A 17,789-nucleotide genomic window follows, 5' to 3' on the forward strand; every position below is an offset into this window, starting at 1 on the left:
CACATATTTTAGTTTTATTGTATAATTCTTTATTGTACATTGCTAATTGCTAATTGCTAGTGGCTAATGGCTAATGGCTAATGGCTAATGGCTAATGGCTAATGGCTAATATCCGCATTCTCCACGTTAACTTAATAACATTGTTTGCTAGATAATTATAAGTACAATAAAAGTTATCGGTGGAGCAAGTACTGAATGCGTACCGTCAATTGGATACAAAAGTTACCTCTAGCTGTAGCTGGAGCTACATTGATGTCTTTGGTAAATCCTGGTATTGGTCAAGCCGCCATTTTAGTAACCAATAATGTGATGAAGCCTCCTGTAGATAAGGAGATTCCTGATGTGGGAATTTGTCCTCCTTGGTGCGGAAATGGCGTAACAATCGATTTGTTTACAGATTCTTCTCCTGTAACAGCTATTAACAACACACCATTTAACATAGTGGGTGTTATCGATATTATTCCCGATGATGAGGATGCTATATGGGATAGCGCAATTTCTGATATTTTCAGTAGCCTTGTGATATCCAGCGATCGCAAAAAGTTGTTCCAAAGTGGAGGCGTAATTCGTCCTGGTGAAACAGTTTATCCATTTAGGACAACTAATCCACCTGGTAGTCGGGTTAGGTTTACGGCACAACTCATATTTGCCAGTGTTCCTGAATCAAGTTCCATCTTCGGGTTATTGGTTTTTGCTTTACTGGGGGGTGCGGCAATTTTCAAGTGTAGAAAAAATTGATTCCTGCCACAACGTAAAAAAATTTACAAACTCAGTTAATTTTACCACGCAAATGGGAAAAATAAGTTTGTAAGAGCAAAAAACAATTGACTTTGCTAGAGGCAGCTGTGGTGAACTTGACTGGTTATCTCATTTCTCAACAAATATACTTGGGTCATAAAACTGTAGTCTATCAAGGTATAAGGGAACTAGACCGACAGCCCGTCATGATAAAAATGATGCGGAATGAGTATCCTAGCTTTAAAGAACTGATACAATTCCGCAATCAGTTCACCATCGCCAAAAATCTGCAGTTACAAGGTGTCATTAAAACGTATAGTTTGGAACTCTATGAGAACAGGTATGTTTTGGTGATGGAGGATTTTGGGGGAATATCCTTAAAGGATTATGTTTCTAACAACGTACAGACGAACTGTGCTAACAATGTAAAGACGTGCCATGGCGAGTCTCTACGTGAATTTCTGCAAATTGCTATTCAAATTGTTACTGCTTTAGAAGGCTTGTATCGCTATCGAATCATTCACAAAGATATCAAACCTGCCAACATCCTGATTAACCCTACTACCAAGCAAGTCAAACTTATTGATTTCAGTATCGCCTCTTTACTTCTCAGAGAAACTCAAACCCTGATGTGTCCCGATGTTTTAGAAGGCACTTTAGCATACTTATCTCCCGAACAAACCGGACGCATGAATCGAGGGATTGATTACCGCAGTGATTTTTACTCCTTGGGTGTTACTTTCTTTGAACTCCTGACAGGGCAATTACCTTTCACAAGCAACGATCCCATGGAGTTAATCCACTATCATATTGCTCAACAACCGCCACTTGTTCATTATATCGCTCCGGAAATTCCCCCGACTCTATCTGCTATCGTTAATAAATTGATGGCAAAAAACGCAGAAGATCGATATCAAAGTGCTTTTGGTCTTAGACATGATTTGGAAATATGTCTCCATAGCCTGGAACAAACAGGATATATCCATCCATTTGAATTAGCAAAACGGGATATTTGCGATCGCTTTCTCATTCCCGAAAAACTCTACGGACGGGTAAAGGAAGTCAACACATTGCTTGAGGCATTTGTGCGCGTAGCGTGTCCGGAGAGCCTACAAGTAGCAACAGACAAGCAAACAGATATCTCATCTATAATATCCGCTACCCATTCAATAGCAAAAATCATGATGGTAGCAGGTTTTTCTGGGATTGGGAAAACTGCTGTCGTTAATGAAATCCACAAACCAATTGCCAAACAGCAAGGCTACTTTATCAAAGGTAAATACGATCGGTACAAGCGCGACGTTCCTTTATTAGGATTTGTGCAAGCATTACAGGATTTAATGGCGCAACTCCTCGCAGAAAGTGATGCTCAATTACACCTTTGGAAACACGAAATCAATACAGTATTAGGTGAAAACGGGCAAGTTATTATTGATGTTATTCCAGAACTCGAACAGATTATTGGTAAGCAACCTCCCATATTAGAATTATCAGCAACTGCTGCACAAAACCGCTTTAACTTGCTGTTCCAACAATTTATCCAGGTTTTCGCAACCGTTGAACATCCTTTAGTCATATTTCTTGATGACTTGCAGTGGGCAGACTTAGCATCACTGAAGTTGATAAAGCTATTAATGACAGATACACGTTATCTGTTGATGATTGGAACATATCGAGATAATGAAATTTCTTCAGCACATCCATTGATGCTGACATTACAAGATGTTAATACTATTGTTAATACTATAACCTTAACACCCCTCAGTATAACCGACATCAACGATCTGATTGCCGATACGCTTAGGTGTTCTACTCAACTGGCTCAACCTTTAACAGAACTGGTTTACCAGAAAACTAAAGGCAACCCATTCTTTACCAATCAATTTCTTAAATCCCTATATGATGAAGGTTTAATTAGTTTTGATTTTCAAATAGGTTCTTGGCAATGCGACATTGCTAGGGTAAAGATGTTAGCACTGACTGAGGATATTGTAGAGTTTATGGCACGGCAATTGCAGAAATTGCCAATTACCACTCAATCGGTGTTGAAACTAGCAGCATGTATTGGTAACTCTTTTGATTTAGCAACTCTAGCGATTGTATACGAAAAATTGCAAGTTGAGACTGCAGCCGATTTGTGGAAAGCTTTACAGGAAGGATTGGTTATTCCCACAAGTGAAGTTTATAAGTTCTATCAAAATGGTGCTAATAGTCAATTGCTAATAGCTAATTGCTCTGAACAATTAGCCATGAGCCATGAGCCATTAGCTATTAACTACAAATTCCTTCACGATCGCGTACAGCAAGCAGCATATTCTTTAATTCCTGAGGGCAAAAAACAAGCCACTCACCTGAAAATTGGGCAACTGCTGTTAAGCAATACACCAAAATCTCAACAAGAAGAGAAAATTTTTGAAATTGTCAACCAATTAAATTCTGGTTTAGAATTAATTACTTTGCAATCCGAGCGAGACAATGTAGCGTCATTAAATTTAATAGCTGGGCGGAAAGCGAAAACTGCTACTGCTTACACAACCGCTTTAAAATACTTGACGACTGCAATACAACTTCTAGCAAGCGATCGTTGGGAGAAGAATTACGATCTAACCCTCGTCTTGTATCAAGAAGCAGCAGAGGCAGCATATTTAGCTGGCGACTTTGAACAAATGGCACAATTAGCATATGTTGTGTTTAACAAAGCTTCTTTACTGCTAGATAAAGTCAAAGTATATGAAGTAAAAATACTGGCTTTGGGAGCGCAAAATGAAGCTAGGGAAGCGGTTAACACCGCATTAATTGTTCTCAAAATGTTGGGACAAGAATTGCCATTAAATCCCAAGCAGTCTGACATTCAGCAAGCAATGTCAGAAACAACATTAAATCTTAAGGGAAGGTGTATTGAAGATGTAATTGCTCTACCAGAAATGACAGATGCCAATCTCTTAGCAGCTATGCGAATTTTGTCTCTTGTCATCACATTTTCCTATCAAGCTGCACCTGAACTGTTTCCACTTATTTTGTTTAAACAAGTCAATTTATCACTTCAATATGGCAATGCTCCTTTATCAGCTTTTGCATATGTTGCTTACGGATTAACACTTTGCGGTGTTATGGGAGATATTGAGCAAGGATATCAATTTGGCAAACTTGCTTTAAATTTATTAGTGAAGTTTAATGCAAAAGAGGTAAAAGCCAAGGTTATTCAAACATTTAATGCTCTCGTCAGACATTGGAAAGAGCATACTAAGGAAATAGTATCATCTTTATTAGAAGCCTATTCTGCTGCATTAGAAACAGGTGATTTAGAATTTGCAGCTCTTTCTCTTAAAGTTTATTCTTACGCTTCATACTTCATTGGCAAAGAACTCAGCCTACTAGAAACAGAAATGGCAACGTACAGTCATGCCATTAGTCAACTTAAACAAGAAATGCCATTGGCTTGGACTTCAATCTTTCGACAGATTGTCCTGAATTTACTTGGTAAGGTTGACAATCCATGTGAATTGATTGGTGAATCTTGTGATGAGGAAAAAATGCTGCCGCTTCTCCAAAAAGCTAACGATCGCGTTGGACTTTTATTTTTATTTTTCAGCAAACTTCATCTGTGTTATTTATTTGGAGAGTTCCAGCAAGCCGTAGAATATGCAACGTTAGCAGAAAATTATTTAGATGGCGGCATAGGACAAATAGTCACTGTACTCTTCTATTTTTATGCTTCATTGTCTCGGCTTGCAGTATATCCGCAATCCTCGCAACCAGAACAACAGAGTATTCTCGTAATGGTGCATAGCGATCGGGAAAAATTACAGAAATGGGCTAATCATGCTCCCATGAATTATCTACATAAATTCTATCTGGTTGAAGCAGAACTGCATCGAGTACTCAATCAAAAATCTGAAGCTATAGAAATGTACGATCGCGCTATCTCTTTAGCTAAAGAGAATGAGTACCTCAATGAAGAAGCACTAGCTCGGGAATTAGCTGCTAAGTTTTACCTAGAATGGGGCAAACAAAGAATTGCCCAAGACTATTTTACCAATGCCTACTACTGCTATGCTCGCTGGAGTGCAAAGGCAAAAGTTTATGATTTAGAAAAACGCTATCCTCATTTACTTAACCCCATTCTACAACAGGAAAAAATTCTTCTCAGTCCGGGCGATACAGTAACAGCTTCCGGTGGGGCTACATCACCTAGCACCAGTGTTTCAGAAATACTAGATTTGACAAGTGTTATCAAAGCGTCACAAACTCTTTCTAGCGAAATTGAACTGGACAAGTTACTTGATAAATTAATGCAAGTAGTGATGGAAAATGCAGGGGCAAAAAAATGTGTTCTGTTGTTACCTCAAGGGAACAAGTTGGTAGTAGAGGCGATCGCGACTATCTCAGAAACTCCTGCTATTCTACAATCGATTCCTGTAGAGTCTTCTTTAGAAGTTCCTCTTAACCTCATTTACTATGTCAAAAACACTTTAAAAACTTTAGTCATTGATGATGCTTTAGCTGAAACTTACTATGTTAATGATACCTACCTAAATCAATACAAACCAAAGAGTGTATTGTGTACGCCTATCCTCAATCAAGGGAAGTTAATTGGTATTTTATACTTAGAAAATTCTCTAACCACTGGAGCATTTACCAGTCATAGACTACAGGTGCTTAACCTTCTCATTTCTCAAGTAGCCATATCCTTAGAAAACGCTCGTCTCTATCAAAAATCGCAAGAACTCTACCAACAAACGCAAAGTTATGCCCAACAACTAGAACATTCTCTTACCAACCTCAAGCAGATGCAACTTCAACTTATACAAAACGAAAAAATGTCTGCTTTAGGTAATTTAGTCGCAGGTGTAGCCCATGAAATTAACAACCCTGTAGGATTTATTGTTAATAATTTACAACCAATACAAGAATACATCCGCGATTTATTTCACATAATCGACCTTTATCAGCAAAAATTTACCGAACCAGGTGCTGAGATTTTAGAAGAAATTGAAGCTATTGATTTGGAATATCTGCGAGATGATTTTCCCAAACTCATCAACTCTTTAAAACTAGGGACTGACCGAATTCGCCATATGAGTACTAGCTTGAGAATCTTCTCCCGTGCCGACACGGATGCAAAAGTACTCTTCAATATTCATGAAGGAATTGATTGTACCCTTCTGATTCTCAAGCATCGTTTAAAAGCTAATGAAAATCGCCCTGAAATTAATATAATCAAAGATTATGGTGACCTACCATTAGTCAAATGTTTTCCCGGACAACTCAATCAAGTCTTCATGAATATATTAGCAAATGCTATTGATGCGCTCGAAGAGTCCTTGGTAGGAAAAACAGGATTTATTTGGCTTCATACTAAACACAGTTCTGATAATAAGAGTATTATCATTCGTATTAAAGATAATGGTGTGGGAATACCGGATGACGTGAAATCCAAAATTTTCGACCATTTATTTACTACAAAAGCTGTAGGCAAAGGAACGGGATTGGGATTATCAATTGCCCATCAAATTGTTGTCGAGAAGCACCAGGGAGTTTTGGAAGTCAATTCAGTCCCACGACAAGGTTCGGAATTTATCATTACTCTTCCTAACTAATGTCAAATTCGCTTAATTATTCATCAAAAAATTGTGCGTCTTCCTTTGCGCCTTAGCGCCTTTGCGTGAGGCTCTAATAATAATTTAACCGGACATGACACACCATTATTTGGTATAATATATCGAATCATATTGTAATTTGTGTAAAAATGAAGGATAGGGATCGAGCAGGTCTCTTCCCAGGACCTGGTGAAATGAGAGCACTGATGCGTGCATTTGATTGGGCAAGTACACCTGTCGGTCCCATAGAAACATGGTCGCAGAGCCTAAAAAGTAATGTTAAGACCCTTCTGGCATCACGATATCCAATGGTGCTTATTTGGGGTTCCCATCTTATTCAATTCTACAATGACGCTTATTCCAAACTCATTGGCGACAAGCACCCATCTGCTTTAGGTACTGATATTAGAATTACACTAGCAGAAGCATGGGACACTCTCGGTCCGATGATTGACGAGGTAATGGCAACTGGCGTAGCAAACTGGGTGTCAGCACAAATGCTTGTTCTTGAACGGTCTGGTTACCGTGAAGAATCTTATTTTAGTCTATCTCACGCTCCTGCTGAGGACGATACCGAACAAATCGTTGGGATGTTCTGCGTTTGCAGTGAAGTCACTCAGCAGGTATTGGGTGAGCGGAGGTTACGGTTGCTGCGCGATCTTGCATCCAAAGCAGGGGAGACGCGAAGTGTGGAGACGACTTGTCGAGATGTGGCAGCAGCAATAGCCGAACACCCCCTTGATATACCGTTTGCAGCGATCTACCTTTGTGAAGGAGACGGGAAAACTCTCACTCGCTATGGGGAAGTGCAGTTACCTGAAGAAGGAATTCTTTTCCCAAGCTCTGTATATTTGACAGTATCGGAAGATAATAACACACAAGCTCTCAAAAAAGCAGCAGCTGGTGAAACAGTTCCGATCGAGGGAATAGACAGTTATAGCTTCATACCGGGGGGACCATGGAACGAACCAACCCGTACTGCGCTTGTTATGCCCATCGCTTCCTCAAGTCAAGCAGCACCTCTTGGCGTTTTGGTTGCTGGAGTCAGCCCCAACCGAGCACTTGACGAAGGCTACAGTTCATTCTACGAACTTCTAGCAGCACAGGTATCTATTGCCGTGCGTAACGCGCAGGCATATGAAGAAGAACGGCGCAGGGCTGAAATGCTTGCGGAACTTGACCGGGCAAAGACGACTTTCTTCTCAAATGTGAGTCATGAATTCCGCACTCCTCTCACCCTTATGCTGGGTCCTTTGGAAGATGTCTTGCAAGACCCCCAGCTTTCTACAAGCCAACGAGAAAGGATAACTGTCGCTCAGCGCAACAGTCTTAGGTTGCTGAAACTTGTCAACACGCTTCTTGACTTCTCACGGATTGAAGCGGGACGCATACAAGCGGTTTATGAACGTACAGATTTAGCAACACTTACGGCTAATCTTGCAAGCGTGTTTCGGTCAGCTATTGAGAAGGCAGGGTTACTGTTTGTCGTTGATTGCCCGCCTTTACCTGAGGATATCTATGTAGATCGGGATATGTGGGAGAAGATTGTCCTGAATTTACTCTCAAACGCTTTTAAATTCACGCAACACGGTCAAATCGCTGTTCGTCAGTATGCTCGCGCACAAAATATAGAGCTTTGTATTGAAGACACGGGCATTGGTATTCCTGAGTCCGAACTCTTAAATGTGTTTAAGCGGTTTCATCGGATTGAGGGAACCCAAGGACGAACTTATGAGGGAACTGGAATTGGTCTTGCACTGGTGCAGGAGTTGGTGAAACTTCACGGTGGTAGCGTTCGGGTACACAGTCTTTACGGATCGGGGAGTACTTTCACTGTCTCAATTCCACTTGGCAAGCAACATCTTCCGGCAGATAGGATTGGTAGCGATCGCAACATTACCCCTACAACCATTCAATATGATGCATTTGTTGAAGAAGCACTGAGGTGGTTGCCGGATGAAGAGAAAGGAGACAAAGAAGCTCTGGGGCATAATCTCACCATAACTTCTCCTCCTGCCCGTATTCTTCTGGCAGATGACAACGCTGATATGCGGGAGTATGTGCGAAAGCTTCTCAGTACAAAATACGAAGTGGTTGCTGTGGCTGACGGCGAAGCTGCGCTTGCTGCGGCTCAAGAGCAATTACCAGACTTGGTGCTAAGTGATGTCATGATGCCGAAACTCGATGGGTTCGGTCTTCTGAGGCGGCTGCGTGAAGATGAGCGTACTCGTTCTGTGCCAATTGTGCTTCTTTCAGCAAGAGCAGGTGAGGAATCACGCATTGAGGGACTTGATGCGGGGGCAGACAATTATTTGATAAAACCGTTTAGTGCCAGAGAACTCTTAGCACGGGTCAAGGCAACGTTAGAAATGTCTCGGTTGCGCCAGGAAGTAGCTCGTTCCAGGATTGAGGTGGAAGCAGCGAAGGAAAGAGCGATCGTTATCGAACGAGTCACAGATGCTTTTTATGGTCTCGATCGCCAGTGGCGCTTTACCTACGTGAATCGGCAATGTGAGAAGTACCTCAAGAAAACACGTGAAGAGTTGCTAGGGAAAGTTGTTTGGGATGTTTTTCCTGTAGCAAAAGGTACAGCTTTTGAGGAGCAATACTACAAAGCCATGCGCGAGCAGGTGGCAGTGCATTTTGAAGTCTTTTCCCCCTTTTCCGATTTGTGGGTGGAAGTACATGTTTATCCTTCTAAAGATGGTATTTCAGTAAACTTCCGTGATATTACTGAGCGAAAGGAGTTAGAGAAACGACAAGAAGCACTTTTAGAGAGCGAACGGGTTGCCCGTGCAGAAGCCGAGCGCATTGGACGCCTCAAGGATGAATTTTTGGCAACCCTTTCCCACGAGCTTAGGACACCGCTCAACGCAATTCTTGGTTGGTCACAGCTTTTGCGTAAAAACAATATCGGCTCTGCGGACTTGAAAAAAGGGCTTGAGACTATAGAGAGAAATGCGCGATCGCAAGCACAGATTATCGAAGATCTTCTTGATATGAGCCGAATCATTTCGGGCAAAGTTCGACTTGACATTCAGGAAATGAATCTTACCTCAGTGATTCAATCTGCCATTGAATCTCTCCTTCCCACCGTGCAAGCAAAGGAGATTCGACTGCAAACACTTTTTGATGTCCTTCCCCATCCCATGGCTGGAGATCCAAACAGGTTGCAACAAGTTGTCTGGAATCTCCTCTCCAATGCCATTAAATTTACTCCCAAAGGAGGAAGAGTACGCGTATCACTCGAGCAGGTAAACTCTCATGTCGAGCTAACTATCAGCGATACAGGTCAAGGCATAAAACCCGAGTTTCTACCATACGTTTTTGACCGCTTTCGGCAAGCAGATGGTTCTACCACACGGCAGTTTGGCGGTTTGGGTTTGGGGCTGTCCATTGTCAAGCAACTTGTGGAACTTCATGGAGGAACAGTACAAGCAGCAAGCCCTGGAGAAGGGCAAGGTGCTCAATTTACTGTGGTGCTTCCGCTTCCTCAGCGGAAAAGCGATGTGGATGTATGTATAGAACGATACCAAAGCACATCTCTAGATGATACCGATTTACAAAGTTTCACGACAATAGCAAATCAGCAAACCCATCTTAATAGTACAAGAGTTCTTGTAGTTGATGATGAAGTTGATGCTCAAGAATTGGTCAAAAGAATTTTGGAGGAGTGCGGGGCTGATGTCCTAACTGCATCATCAGCAGATGAAGCGCTTGAGTTTGTACAAACCCATAAACCTCACGTAGTTCTTAGCGATATTAGTATGCCAGGAAAAGATGGGTATGAACTTATACGCCAACTACGAGGGCTACCCTCAGAAATGGGAGGTGATATTCCAGCAGCAGCAGTCACTGCTTTTGCTCGTTTTGAAGATCGAATTCGTGCCCTACGCTTGGGATACCAAACGCACATTGCTAAGCCGATTGAGGCAGCAGAACTGATTGCGGTAGTGGTGTCTCTTGCAGGACGATGCGATCGCGCTTAACTTAAAATATAAAATTAGGAGTTTTGCAGTCTGGTTTGCAAACAACAGAACATCAAGCTTTTGTAGAACGATTGAGTCAATAATTAGTTTGTAGTTGCGATGTATGCGCTGAAGCGCAACTACAAGCCAAATCAGGAAATTCTACCTTTTTTCCCTGGTTAATCTTTCCTTTTTTAAAGCAGCTAGAGGTTCGCTCACAGAAGTTACTGCTTCCGGGCGAAATTGTAGTGCCGGATCTTGTACCACTTTCAAAGCTTTTTCCAAGTTTGAGATAATTGTGTCTAAGTCTTTTGTCGGTAACTGCTCGATATCTTGTTGCCATTTTGAAGTGATGGTACCCAAAGCATAAGCTGCACTATGACGGACTGTGATATCTGTATCTTGCAAGCGAGTTACCAAGATCGGTATTGCAGGTGTAGAAGCTGTGCCAATGCTACCCAAAGTAGAAGCTGCACTGACTCGCATCCAATGATCTTCTTCGTCCTGTAACTTTCTGATTAAGGCAGGTACAGCTGGTGCAGCGTCTTTCCCCATAGCGCGTAAACCATGAGATGCATTGTAGCGTTCCCATGACTTTGTGCTATCTAAACCAGCAATTAAGTGAGGAACATAGGCTTGTTTGCCAATTTTTTGTATGGCTTGAACTGCAGATGAACGAACAGCTGGATCTTTATCGCCTATTGCTTGCAATATGGCAGGTGCGGCTTCACCAGCATTTGGTCCCATTTGACCGAGAATTATGGCTGCACTGGCACGTACTTGAGGATCTCTGTCCTGTAATGCTGTTATTAAAGCGGGAATAGCAGGTTTGCCAACAGTGACTAAATCATCTATTGCCGCAGAACGTTGTTGGGGATTTTTTAACTGTTCGATATAAGAGCTAATTTGTGTATCATTTTGTGACTGTGCCCAAATGATATTAATATTTAATAAAGGTGCTACCAAACAAACTATTGCGATCGCACAGTCTCTAATTGTCAATTGACTCAACATTTGTGGAAAAAGCATATATCACTAGGTCTGCTATTTTTTTAATCTTCTGCTGAATAAGAGAATCTACTAATTTGCTCATGTATCAGAGTTCCACAAACATTTTGTCTTATCAGCCATAAAAGAAATAACTAAATTTATGACTTCCTCTACAGACTTGAACTCTAGCTTACTATATTTTTTCTTCACAAATTTTGAAGTCGCTGCAATAATCCAAGTTGGAATATAAACAGAACATAATCCCTCCGATTCTTCTTCCAAAGCAGTTAGTTTTTGCATATAATCATAAGCTGGAAAGCTATAAATAGATTCTTGCCGAGTTAATTCTGTTAATGCGAGACTATTGAAAGCATTTTCTACAACACGTTGAGTACTTGAAGTCCCAAAAACAAGTTTGAGAACTTCAAGAATTTTAGTATCAAGCTTTTTTTCATCAAAAGAAATTCGGATTTTTTTGCCTAAATCTTTTTGGATATTTTGATTGAATCCATAAATTAATTTTCTAGTTTCCATTAAATTACTTTATACCTATTTCAAATATAGTAGTCCTAAATGATTTACAAACACCTCTCCCTTGTCTCCCTTGTCTCCCTTGTCTTCCTTGTCTTCCTTGTCTCCCTTGTCTTCCTTGTCCTCCTTGTCTCCTCTGTCTTCCTTGTCTCCCTTGTTTGGATCTTAAATAGGATTGCTATAGTACATTAGAAAGTAGCTAAACAAGAAGCGGTGGCTCTAGCCTAATTCCATGCTACGTTAAAACCAAATTATCCCGATGCACTACAGTTTCCGCTCCGACATAACCTAAAATAGTAGGAATTTCACTAGAACGACGCCCGCAAATCTTTTGCAGTTCCCCACTAGTATAGTTAACAAGCCCTCTAGCAATTTCATGACCGTTTTTATCGCATAACAGCACTGCTTCTTGAGCGTCAAACTCTCCTTCTACTGCCAAAATTCCTGCGGCTAATAATGACTTTCCAGAAGCAGAAATTGCGATCGCAGCGCCTTCATCTAGGTACAATTTTCCTACAGGAACCAAACCATATGCTATCCAGCGTTTGCGAGCAGAAGTTGGTTCGGGGTGTGCTTCAAAGTGAGTTCCAAAAGGTTCACCTTGTAAAATTTTTTCTATATTCCGAGGTTGTCGCCCTTCTGTAATCACGGTACGAACACCAGCTGCGGTGGCAATTCTTGCTGCTGATATTTTTGTCACCATACCACCTGTTCCCCATTGAGAACCTTGTCCACCTGTTTGCACTTGTAATTCTGCTAATTCCTTTATATTACTCACTAAAGATATCGGCTGTGCATCTGGTACAGAACGGGGGTCTGCCGAATAAAGCCTATCTACATCAGTCAGCAAAAAGAGCCAATCAGCTTTTACCAAGCTTGCAACTAAAGCGGAAAGCGTATCATTATCACCAAATTTTAGCTCTTCGACTGCGACGGTGTCATTTTCATTAACCACTGGAATGACACCCAGTTCTAGTAATTCTTTAAATGTATTGTAAACGTTAAGATACCGACTGCGCTGCACCAAATCACTCCGGGTAAGCAAAACTTGAGCAATTGGTTGCTGCAAGGTTGTAAATAAATCGTCGTACACCCGTATTAACCTACCTTGTCCTACAGCTGCTACTGCTTGTTTTAGAGCAATTGCTTTGGGACGTTCAGTTAAACCCAACCGCGCACAACCCACTCCTACAGCACCAGAAGATACTAAAATCACGCGATGGTTTTGCCTTCGCAGGTGTGAGAGGGTTTCTGCTAGGGTGGCTATTGTGGAAAGTGCTAGTTGTCCGGTTTCTGGTTGCGTCAGGCTAGAAGTGCCTATTTTAACAACAATTGTTTGGGGCATTGAATTTTGGATTTTGGATTTTGGATTTTGGATTGGTTACTCATCTTTAATTACAAATGACAAATGACAACGGACAAATAACAAATGACAAATGACTAAATTATAAAGCGCCAGTCCTTCTATATGTGAAGGCTGACGCTCTATACTTTATACGTAGGTTATTATACTTGAGGTCTTTGTTTTGCTGACCCCATTGTTATATATACTTATATTCTCCGATCTCTAAATAAAACCAAGAGTTGTTAACTATTTCTTTAGATTTAGTTTCCTGTCTATTTGTCACGATTTTTAAACCTTCTTTTCTTAGGAGTAATTGAGGCTCCTAATATTTCTGATACCCAAACTTCAAAGTTTCGTACCGGATGCGATCGCAAAGCAGCATCTGAATGTATTATGGGATCGACTAATATGGTAAACATTCCCAATCGATTACCTGCTATTACGTCAGTGAATAAGCGATCGCCTACCATTCCTACTTGATTGACTGGTAAGTCCATTGCCTTGAGTGCTTCTCTAATCTTGCGGCGTGAAGGTTTAGCAGCACTTGTAAAGTAAGGTAAATCCAGAGAGCGGGCAATTCCACCTATACGAGCATCACTAATGTTGTTGCTCACCAACCATAATTTTGCACAAGCACGAATTTCCTCTACCCACTGTTGCAATTCTGGGGAAGCTGACGCCACTCTTATCGGTACTAACGTTTCATCTACATCTAACACCAGCCCTTTGAGATCGTATTTCCTAATGATATCTGGTGTGAGGTTTAACACTGACCCCTCTACAATCAAATCGGGCTGCAAGAAATTGTTCCACCGCATAATTTTCCCAAGTCAGCGATTACCCACTCTACCATCTTCTACCTTGCAAAACGCAAAGCCATAGCTTTAAAGGCAGCTGAGTCAAAACAGGTAACCGCTGCCTATCTTTCTATCAATGTTTTCTACGTACCATGATAGTCTAAAATCCTTATTAAAAATTAAAATTTCTTTTAATTTCTAATTTTGGCTTTTTAGATTTCATTCAACTTCATTGAACAAGTGTTCTTCCAACAGGGGCTGGACTTTGCGGAACTCTTCTGGAGACAATAGCTCGGGATTGCCATTTTTGGCTATGCGTGCAAAAAACAGCAAGGGATCTAAGGGAGTATAAATTGCGTACTCTTGCTCTTCATGATAGAAATTAGCAAGAAGTTGTAACTGCTCTGGCTCTAGATCTGTTCCTTCATCTTCAATTTCCAGAGTAAAGAGTTCTGACTCCTCAACGGGTGGCAACTCACCGGAAACTGTTAAAGCATACGCAGTATTTTTCAATGCTAGGTTCTGTTCTGCGAGAACAACTTGGGCAGTTTCAAAAATTTCGTCAATTCTTGCTTCATCTTCAACTAGAACCGCTTCTTCTTCCTCATCGTCACCTTCCCAAGAAAAAATTTCTACTGGTGAGTCAACAGGAAGAAGCAAGACGTATTCTTGCCCATCTACTTCTAAGGAGTGCTCGATATAACAATCGAGGGTTCGTCCTTTTTCGTCGGTTAGAGTGATGGAACCGGCATGAACATTATCTTCTTCAGAAAATGGCGAGGAAAACATAGCCTGATAGGTGATTTATATTGTAAACGGACTTTCTTATCTTTATTCTTTTAACTGATATTATCAATCAAATAATTATTGGGATAAATAATCAGTCTTGTAAAGATGAGCTTACATAATTGTATCAATCAACGGAAACCCCCCGCTCTTTGGAGCTAGATCGCCTTGCATCAAGCCATTGCTGCAGGATAATAGCTGCTGCTTTGCGATCGATGGAGCTTTTATTCCGAGAAGGCGAGCGATTTTCTGAAATCAGCATCTGTTCTGCTTGAAAGGATGTCAGCCTTTCATCTATATATTCCACAGGAAGGTTGAGAGCTTTGGCAAGTCTTTTCGCAAATTTTTGTACTTGACGTGCCTGAAACCCCAAAGATCCATCCATGGAATAAGGCAATCCTACAACCAAAACTTGTACTTCGCGATCGCTTGTAATTTGGCGGAGCTTTTCTACGTCTTTCTCAAAGGAGGTACGCTCAACTGTGACTAACCCAGTGGCAATCAATCCCGTGCGATCGCATCCTGCTACGCCAATTCTCTTACTGCCTACATCTAATCCTAGTGCATATACGTACTTTTGGGGAGCGGGAGAATTGGGGAGACTTCCCTGTGTCCCCAATTCTTCCGCTCCCGGTGTGTGTCGATCCCCAAGTTCTTCCAAACTCACTCCTCTACTCCTGCTGTGAAGAATCTGTAGTTTCTGGCTGACAAGAAGCTTCCACGCTGTTGTTGCATGAAAAAGCGACATTGTCTTGGGGGGGATTGGGTTGTACTCTTTCTGGTGCTGGTTGCCTTTTTTGCTTTGGTGGTGTCCACGACATACCACCCGGTATTGGTTTGTGTGCTGGTTGCAAACCCTGTAGCATTTCCGGTAATTGAATTCCCTCTAAGGACACAAACTTCGATTCTCGTTGCTTGTGCCATACCGAACGAGACATCATGAGGGTATGCTCTGTACGAGTTGCCCCAATTCGTTCGAGATATTCTTCCCTTTCAGGATGGTAGTCTGCCGATGTCAACTGTAAAGATTGGGGGGGAAAATCTTGAGCGATTCGTGCTAATTGAGACAGTAGTTCTGGGTACAACCAGGTGTATGCTGGGTTTACGGTTAAAGTACCTACGTGGGGCTGTTGCCCTTTGCGATCGAGTCTTACTTGAAAGTAACCTATAGCCGCTTTGCGTTGGGGTTCAAATACATACCCACTCACCACTTCTGTTTTTGTCAACCATTGCTTCACTGCTTCTGTCAAAGCACCTGATAGACTGGTTTTAAAATCATCAGCATTGCGATCGAATACCTGCCGGACAATAGGTGGCATAGATGCCGTATCCAATTGATACAGCAGTTGTGCGTCGGCATTGCTTACAGGTAAGAGGTTAGGTAAGTCTGGTTCTGCTTGTGCCAATTCTTGAAGCAATTCCGGTTCAATTTCCCAGTAAGTCATTTCTGCTAACCGTTGAAATCCGTTGCGCCGATAAAGCGCCAAAGCATCTTTGTCATTGACGTTGACTTCTAAAATCCAAGTGCGAGCCTCTAATATTGACTCAAAGCAATGGCGCAGAAGTTGTGAGCCTATTCCTAGCTTGTCGGTAGCACGCTCTAAAACCACGCGTTCGACCCGCCACGTACTGTGTGTACGGTTAAAAGGTGATACTTGGATCATACCCAACAGCGTCCGTCCCTGTTCTGCGACATAAGCACAAAGACCATACTGTAGGGGGTTTGGGAACCAACTCAAGAACTTCAATAACCCATACCAACGGCGAAGCGATTGCATTTGCCGCATAGCATCACAAGATCCTTTAGGAGTTTGAGCGGCAAATGACTCTTGAGTTAGGCGAGCTATACCCTCCAGATCCCGATGCTGGACAGGTCGGATAATAACGCTGAGATTTCGAGGAAGCAATGAAGTCATTTTCATTCGAGCCGCCATTCAGCTTTTAGTCACTGAAGAAAAGGAACTGCTGCAATAATCTTAGCGGCTTTCCACTTATTTCGAGTGAACCAAAAGTGTGATTTTACTACAAAAATACTTAAAAACCAGACTTTGCTCGGAACGATCTAGCTTCACTCCAAGAAAATCTGCTTCTATCTTATTTTATTTTTACTCTCATTTGGTAACCTCTCGTTCCCAGGCTCTGCCTGGGAATGCAAACTGAGAGGCTCTGCCTCGCTTTACAGATTGCTATAGGAGGCAGAGCCTCCCTTCAGGCATTCCCAGCCAGAGCCTGGGAACGAGGTGAGCTTCTGGCTGGGAACGAGGTGAGCTTCTGGCTGGGAACGAGGTGAGGCAGCATCCGCAGGAGTTGTCGGGAATCTAAACCAAATAGTTGAAACTTCGGCTGGTTGTACTAGCTTTGCCGAGAAACAAGCTTTTCAAAATTTGCTTGAGTTTGATGGAGGAATTGCTCCCGGCTATCTTCCATAGTCTGCTTCAGAGATGGAACCAGATTGCGAGCTTGCAGAGTCATATGAAGCTGTAGGTGGGCAACGTATTCACTAAAATCTTCACGTGTACGTGCTGCCTTCGCGCCCTCAAGAAAATTTGATTCCATTGCCACTCTGTTCTCCTTACATTGTTATGTAATCGGTGTGTTTACATTACTAATACCTATCACGTTGCTTTGCCTTAACTTCGTACTTCGCAATGAACTTTAATGAATGACACATTAATTGTGAAGAAATATGAAGATTGAGAAAAGTTTGGCAGCCCTGTATACAAAAGAGCGGAAGATTTCCGAAATGTTCCTGATTTGATAAAAATAATTCGGAAATCCGTGAGTAAGCTCTGATAAAACTCGACTTTTGGCTTTTTGTTAGTTTTGTCTTATGCCTACAGAACTGCCTTCTGTTTTATCAAAAATCGCAGACAAACAGGGTGTGTAAAGTTTTTACAGTATAATTAACTACACTTAAGCTATAACATAGACAAGCAACAGACATTAAGGGGAAAGCCACTTACTCTCTTCCCGTCAAAAATTACTTATGGCATGGGGTGGGCATTGCCTCGCCTACAAAAATCAGTAATTTTAG

Annotated in this window: 11 protein-coding genes; 3 read left to right on the top strand and 8 right to left on the bottom strand. The window is 41.7% G+C overall.

Going from position 1 to position 17,789, the window contains the following annotated elements:
• The first annotated feature begins 195 nt into the window (after positions 1-195).
• The 3 genes from F7734_RS24145 to F7734_RS24155 all read left to right on the top strand — a co-directional run bounded on the left by F7734_RS24145 (position 196) and on the right by F7734_RS24155 (position 10,327).
• Positions 196-738, top strand: coding sequence for a PEP-CTERM sorting domain-containing protein (locus F7734_RS24145; RefSeq protein ID WP_155747029.1), 543 nt, complete (start codon positions 196-198; stop codon positions 736-738).
• An 86-nt stretch (positions 739-824) separates the two neighbouring features.
• On the top strand, positions 825-6,338 hold the full coding sequence (locus F7734_RS24150; protein WP_207714193.1) for an ATP-binding sensor histidine kinase: 5,514 nt from the start codon (positions 825-827) through the stop codon (positions 6,336-6,338).
• Between the two features lie 194 nt (positions 6,339-6,532).
• Entirely contained in the window at positions 6,533-10,327 is a 3,795-nt protein-coding gene (locus tag F7734_RS24155) for an ATP-binding protein (protein ID WP_243147048.1), read from the top strand.
• 141 nt (positions 10,328-10,468) lie between these two features.
• Here the strand turns inward: F7734_RS24155 and F7734_RS24160 are convergent, their stop codons facing one another.
• From F7734_RS24160 to F7734_RS24195, 8 genes are all read right to left on the bottom strand, one after another.
• Entirely contained in the window at positions 10,469-11,335 is an 867-nt protein-coding gene (locus F7734_RS24160) for a HEAT repeat domain-containing protein (RefSeq protein WP_243147049.1), read from the bottom strand.
• Between the two features lie 60 nt (positions 11,336-11,395).
• Entirely contained in the window at positions 11,396-11,830 is a 435-nt protein-coding gene (locus F7734_RS24165; RefSeq protein WP_155747031.1) for a hypothetical protein, read from the bottom strand.
• A 232-nt stretch (positions 11,831-12,062) separates the two neighbouring features.
• Positions 12,063-13,172 carry a glutamate 5-kinase gene (gene proB, locus F7734_RS24170; RefSeq protein ID WP_155747032.1) on the bottom strand — a complete coding sequence of 370 codons (1,110 nt, stop codon included), beginning with the start codon at positions 13,170-13,172 and terminating at the stop codon, positions 12,063-12,065.
• 272 nt (positions 13,173-13,444) lie between these two features.
• On the bottom strand, positions 13,445-13,990 hold the full coding sequence (locus F7734_RS24175; protein WP_155747033.1) for a YqeG family HAD IIIA-type phosphatase: 546 nt from the start codon (positions 13,988-13,990) through the stop codon (positions 13,445-13,447).
• 198 nt (positions 13,991-14,188) lie between these two features.
• Entirely contained in the window at positions 14,189-14,758 is a 570-nt protein-coding gene (locus tag F7734_RS24180) for a DUF3727 domain-containing protein (protein ID WP_155747034.1), read from the bottom strand.
• Between the two features lie 124 nt (positions 14,759-14,882).
• Positions 14,883-15,422, bottom strand: a complete 540-nt coding sequence (gene ruvX, locus F7734_RS24185) for a Holliday junction resolvase RuvX (RefSeq protein WP_347566272.1) — start codon at positions 15,420-15,422, stop codon at positions 14,883-14,885.
• A 4-nt stretch (positions 15,423-15,426) separates the two neighbouring features.
• Positions 15,427-16,689, bottom strand: coding sequence for a GNAT family N-acetyltransferase (locus F7734_RS24190; protein WP_155747036.1), 1,263 nt, complete (start codon positions 16,687-16,689; stop codon positions 15,427-15,429).
• A gap of 418 nt (positions 16,690-17,107) precedes the next feature.
• Positions 17,108-17,311 carry a hypothetical protein gene (locus tag F7734_RS24195; RefSeq protein ID WP_155747108.1) on the bottom strand — a complete coding sequence of 68 codons (204 nt, stop codon included), beginning with the start codon at positions 17,309-17,311 and terminating at the stop codon, positions 17,108-17,110.
• Positions 17,312-17,789 lie beyond the last annotated feature (478 nt).

The organism is Scytonema sp. UIC 10036 (genome assembly GCF_009725235.1).

Bases quoted from the DNA above. Each gene is read 5' to 3' on its own strand.
- F7734_RS24165 (WP_155747031.1), bottom strand. From the start codon at position 11,830: ATGGAAACTAGAAAATTAATTTATGGATTCAATCAAAATATCCAAAAA.
- F7734_RS24145 (WP_155747029.1), top strand. From the start codon at position 196: ATGCGTACCGTCAATTGGATACAAAAGTTACCTCTAGCTGTAGCTGGA.
- F7734_RS24155 (WP_243147048.1), top strand. From the start codon at position 6,533: ATGAGAGCACTGATGCGTGCATTTGATTGGGCAAGTACACCTGTCGGT.
- F7734_RS24195 (WP_155747108.1), bottom strand. From the start codon at position 17,311: ATGGAATCAAATTTTCTTGAGGGCGCGAAGGCAGCACGTACACGTGAA.
- F7734_RS24160 (WP_243147049.1), bottom strand. From the start codon at position 11,335: ATGCTTTTTCCACAAATGTTGAGTCAATTGACAATTAGAGACTGTGCG.
- F7734_RS24175 (WP_155747033.1), bottom strand. From the start codon at position 13,990: ATGCGGTGGAACAATTTCTTGCAGCCCGATTTGATTGTAGAGGGGTCA.
- F7734_RS24180 (WP_155747034.1), bottom strand. From the start codon at position 14,758: ATGTTTTCCTCGCCATTTTCTGAAGAAGATAATGTTCATGCCGGTTCC.
- F7734_RS24190 (WP_155747036.1), bottom strand. From the start codon at position 16,689: ATGGCGGCTCGAATGAAAATGACTTCATTGCTTCCTCGAAATCTCAGC.
- proB (WP_155747032.1), bottom strand. From the start codon at position 13,172: ATGCCCCAAACAATTGTTGTTAAAATAGGCACTTCTAGCCTGACGCAA.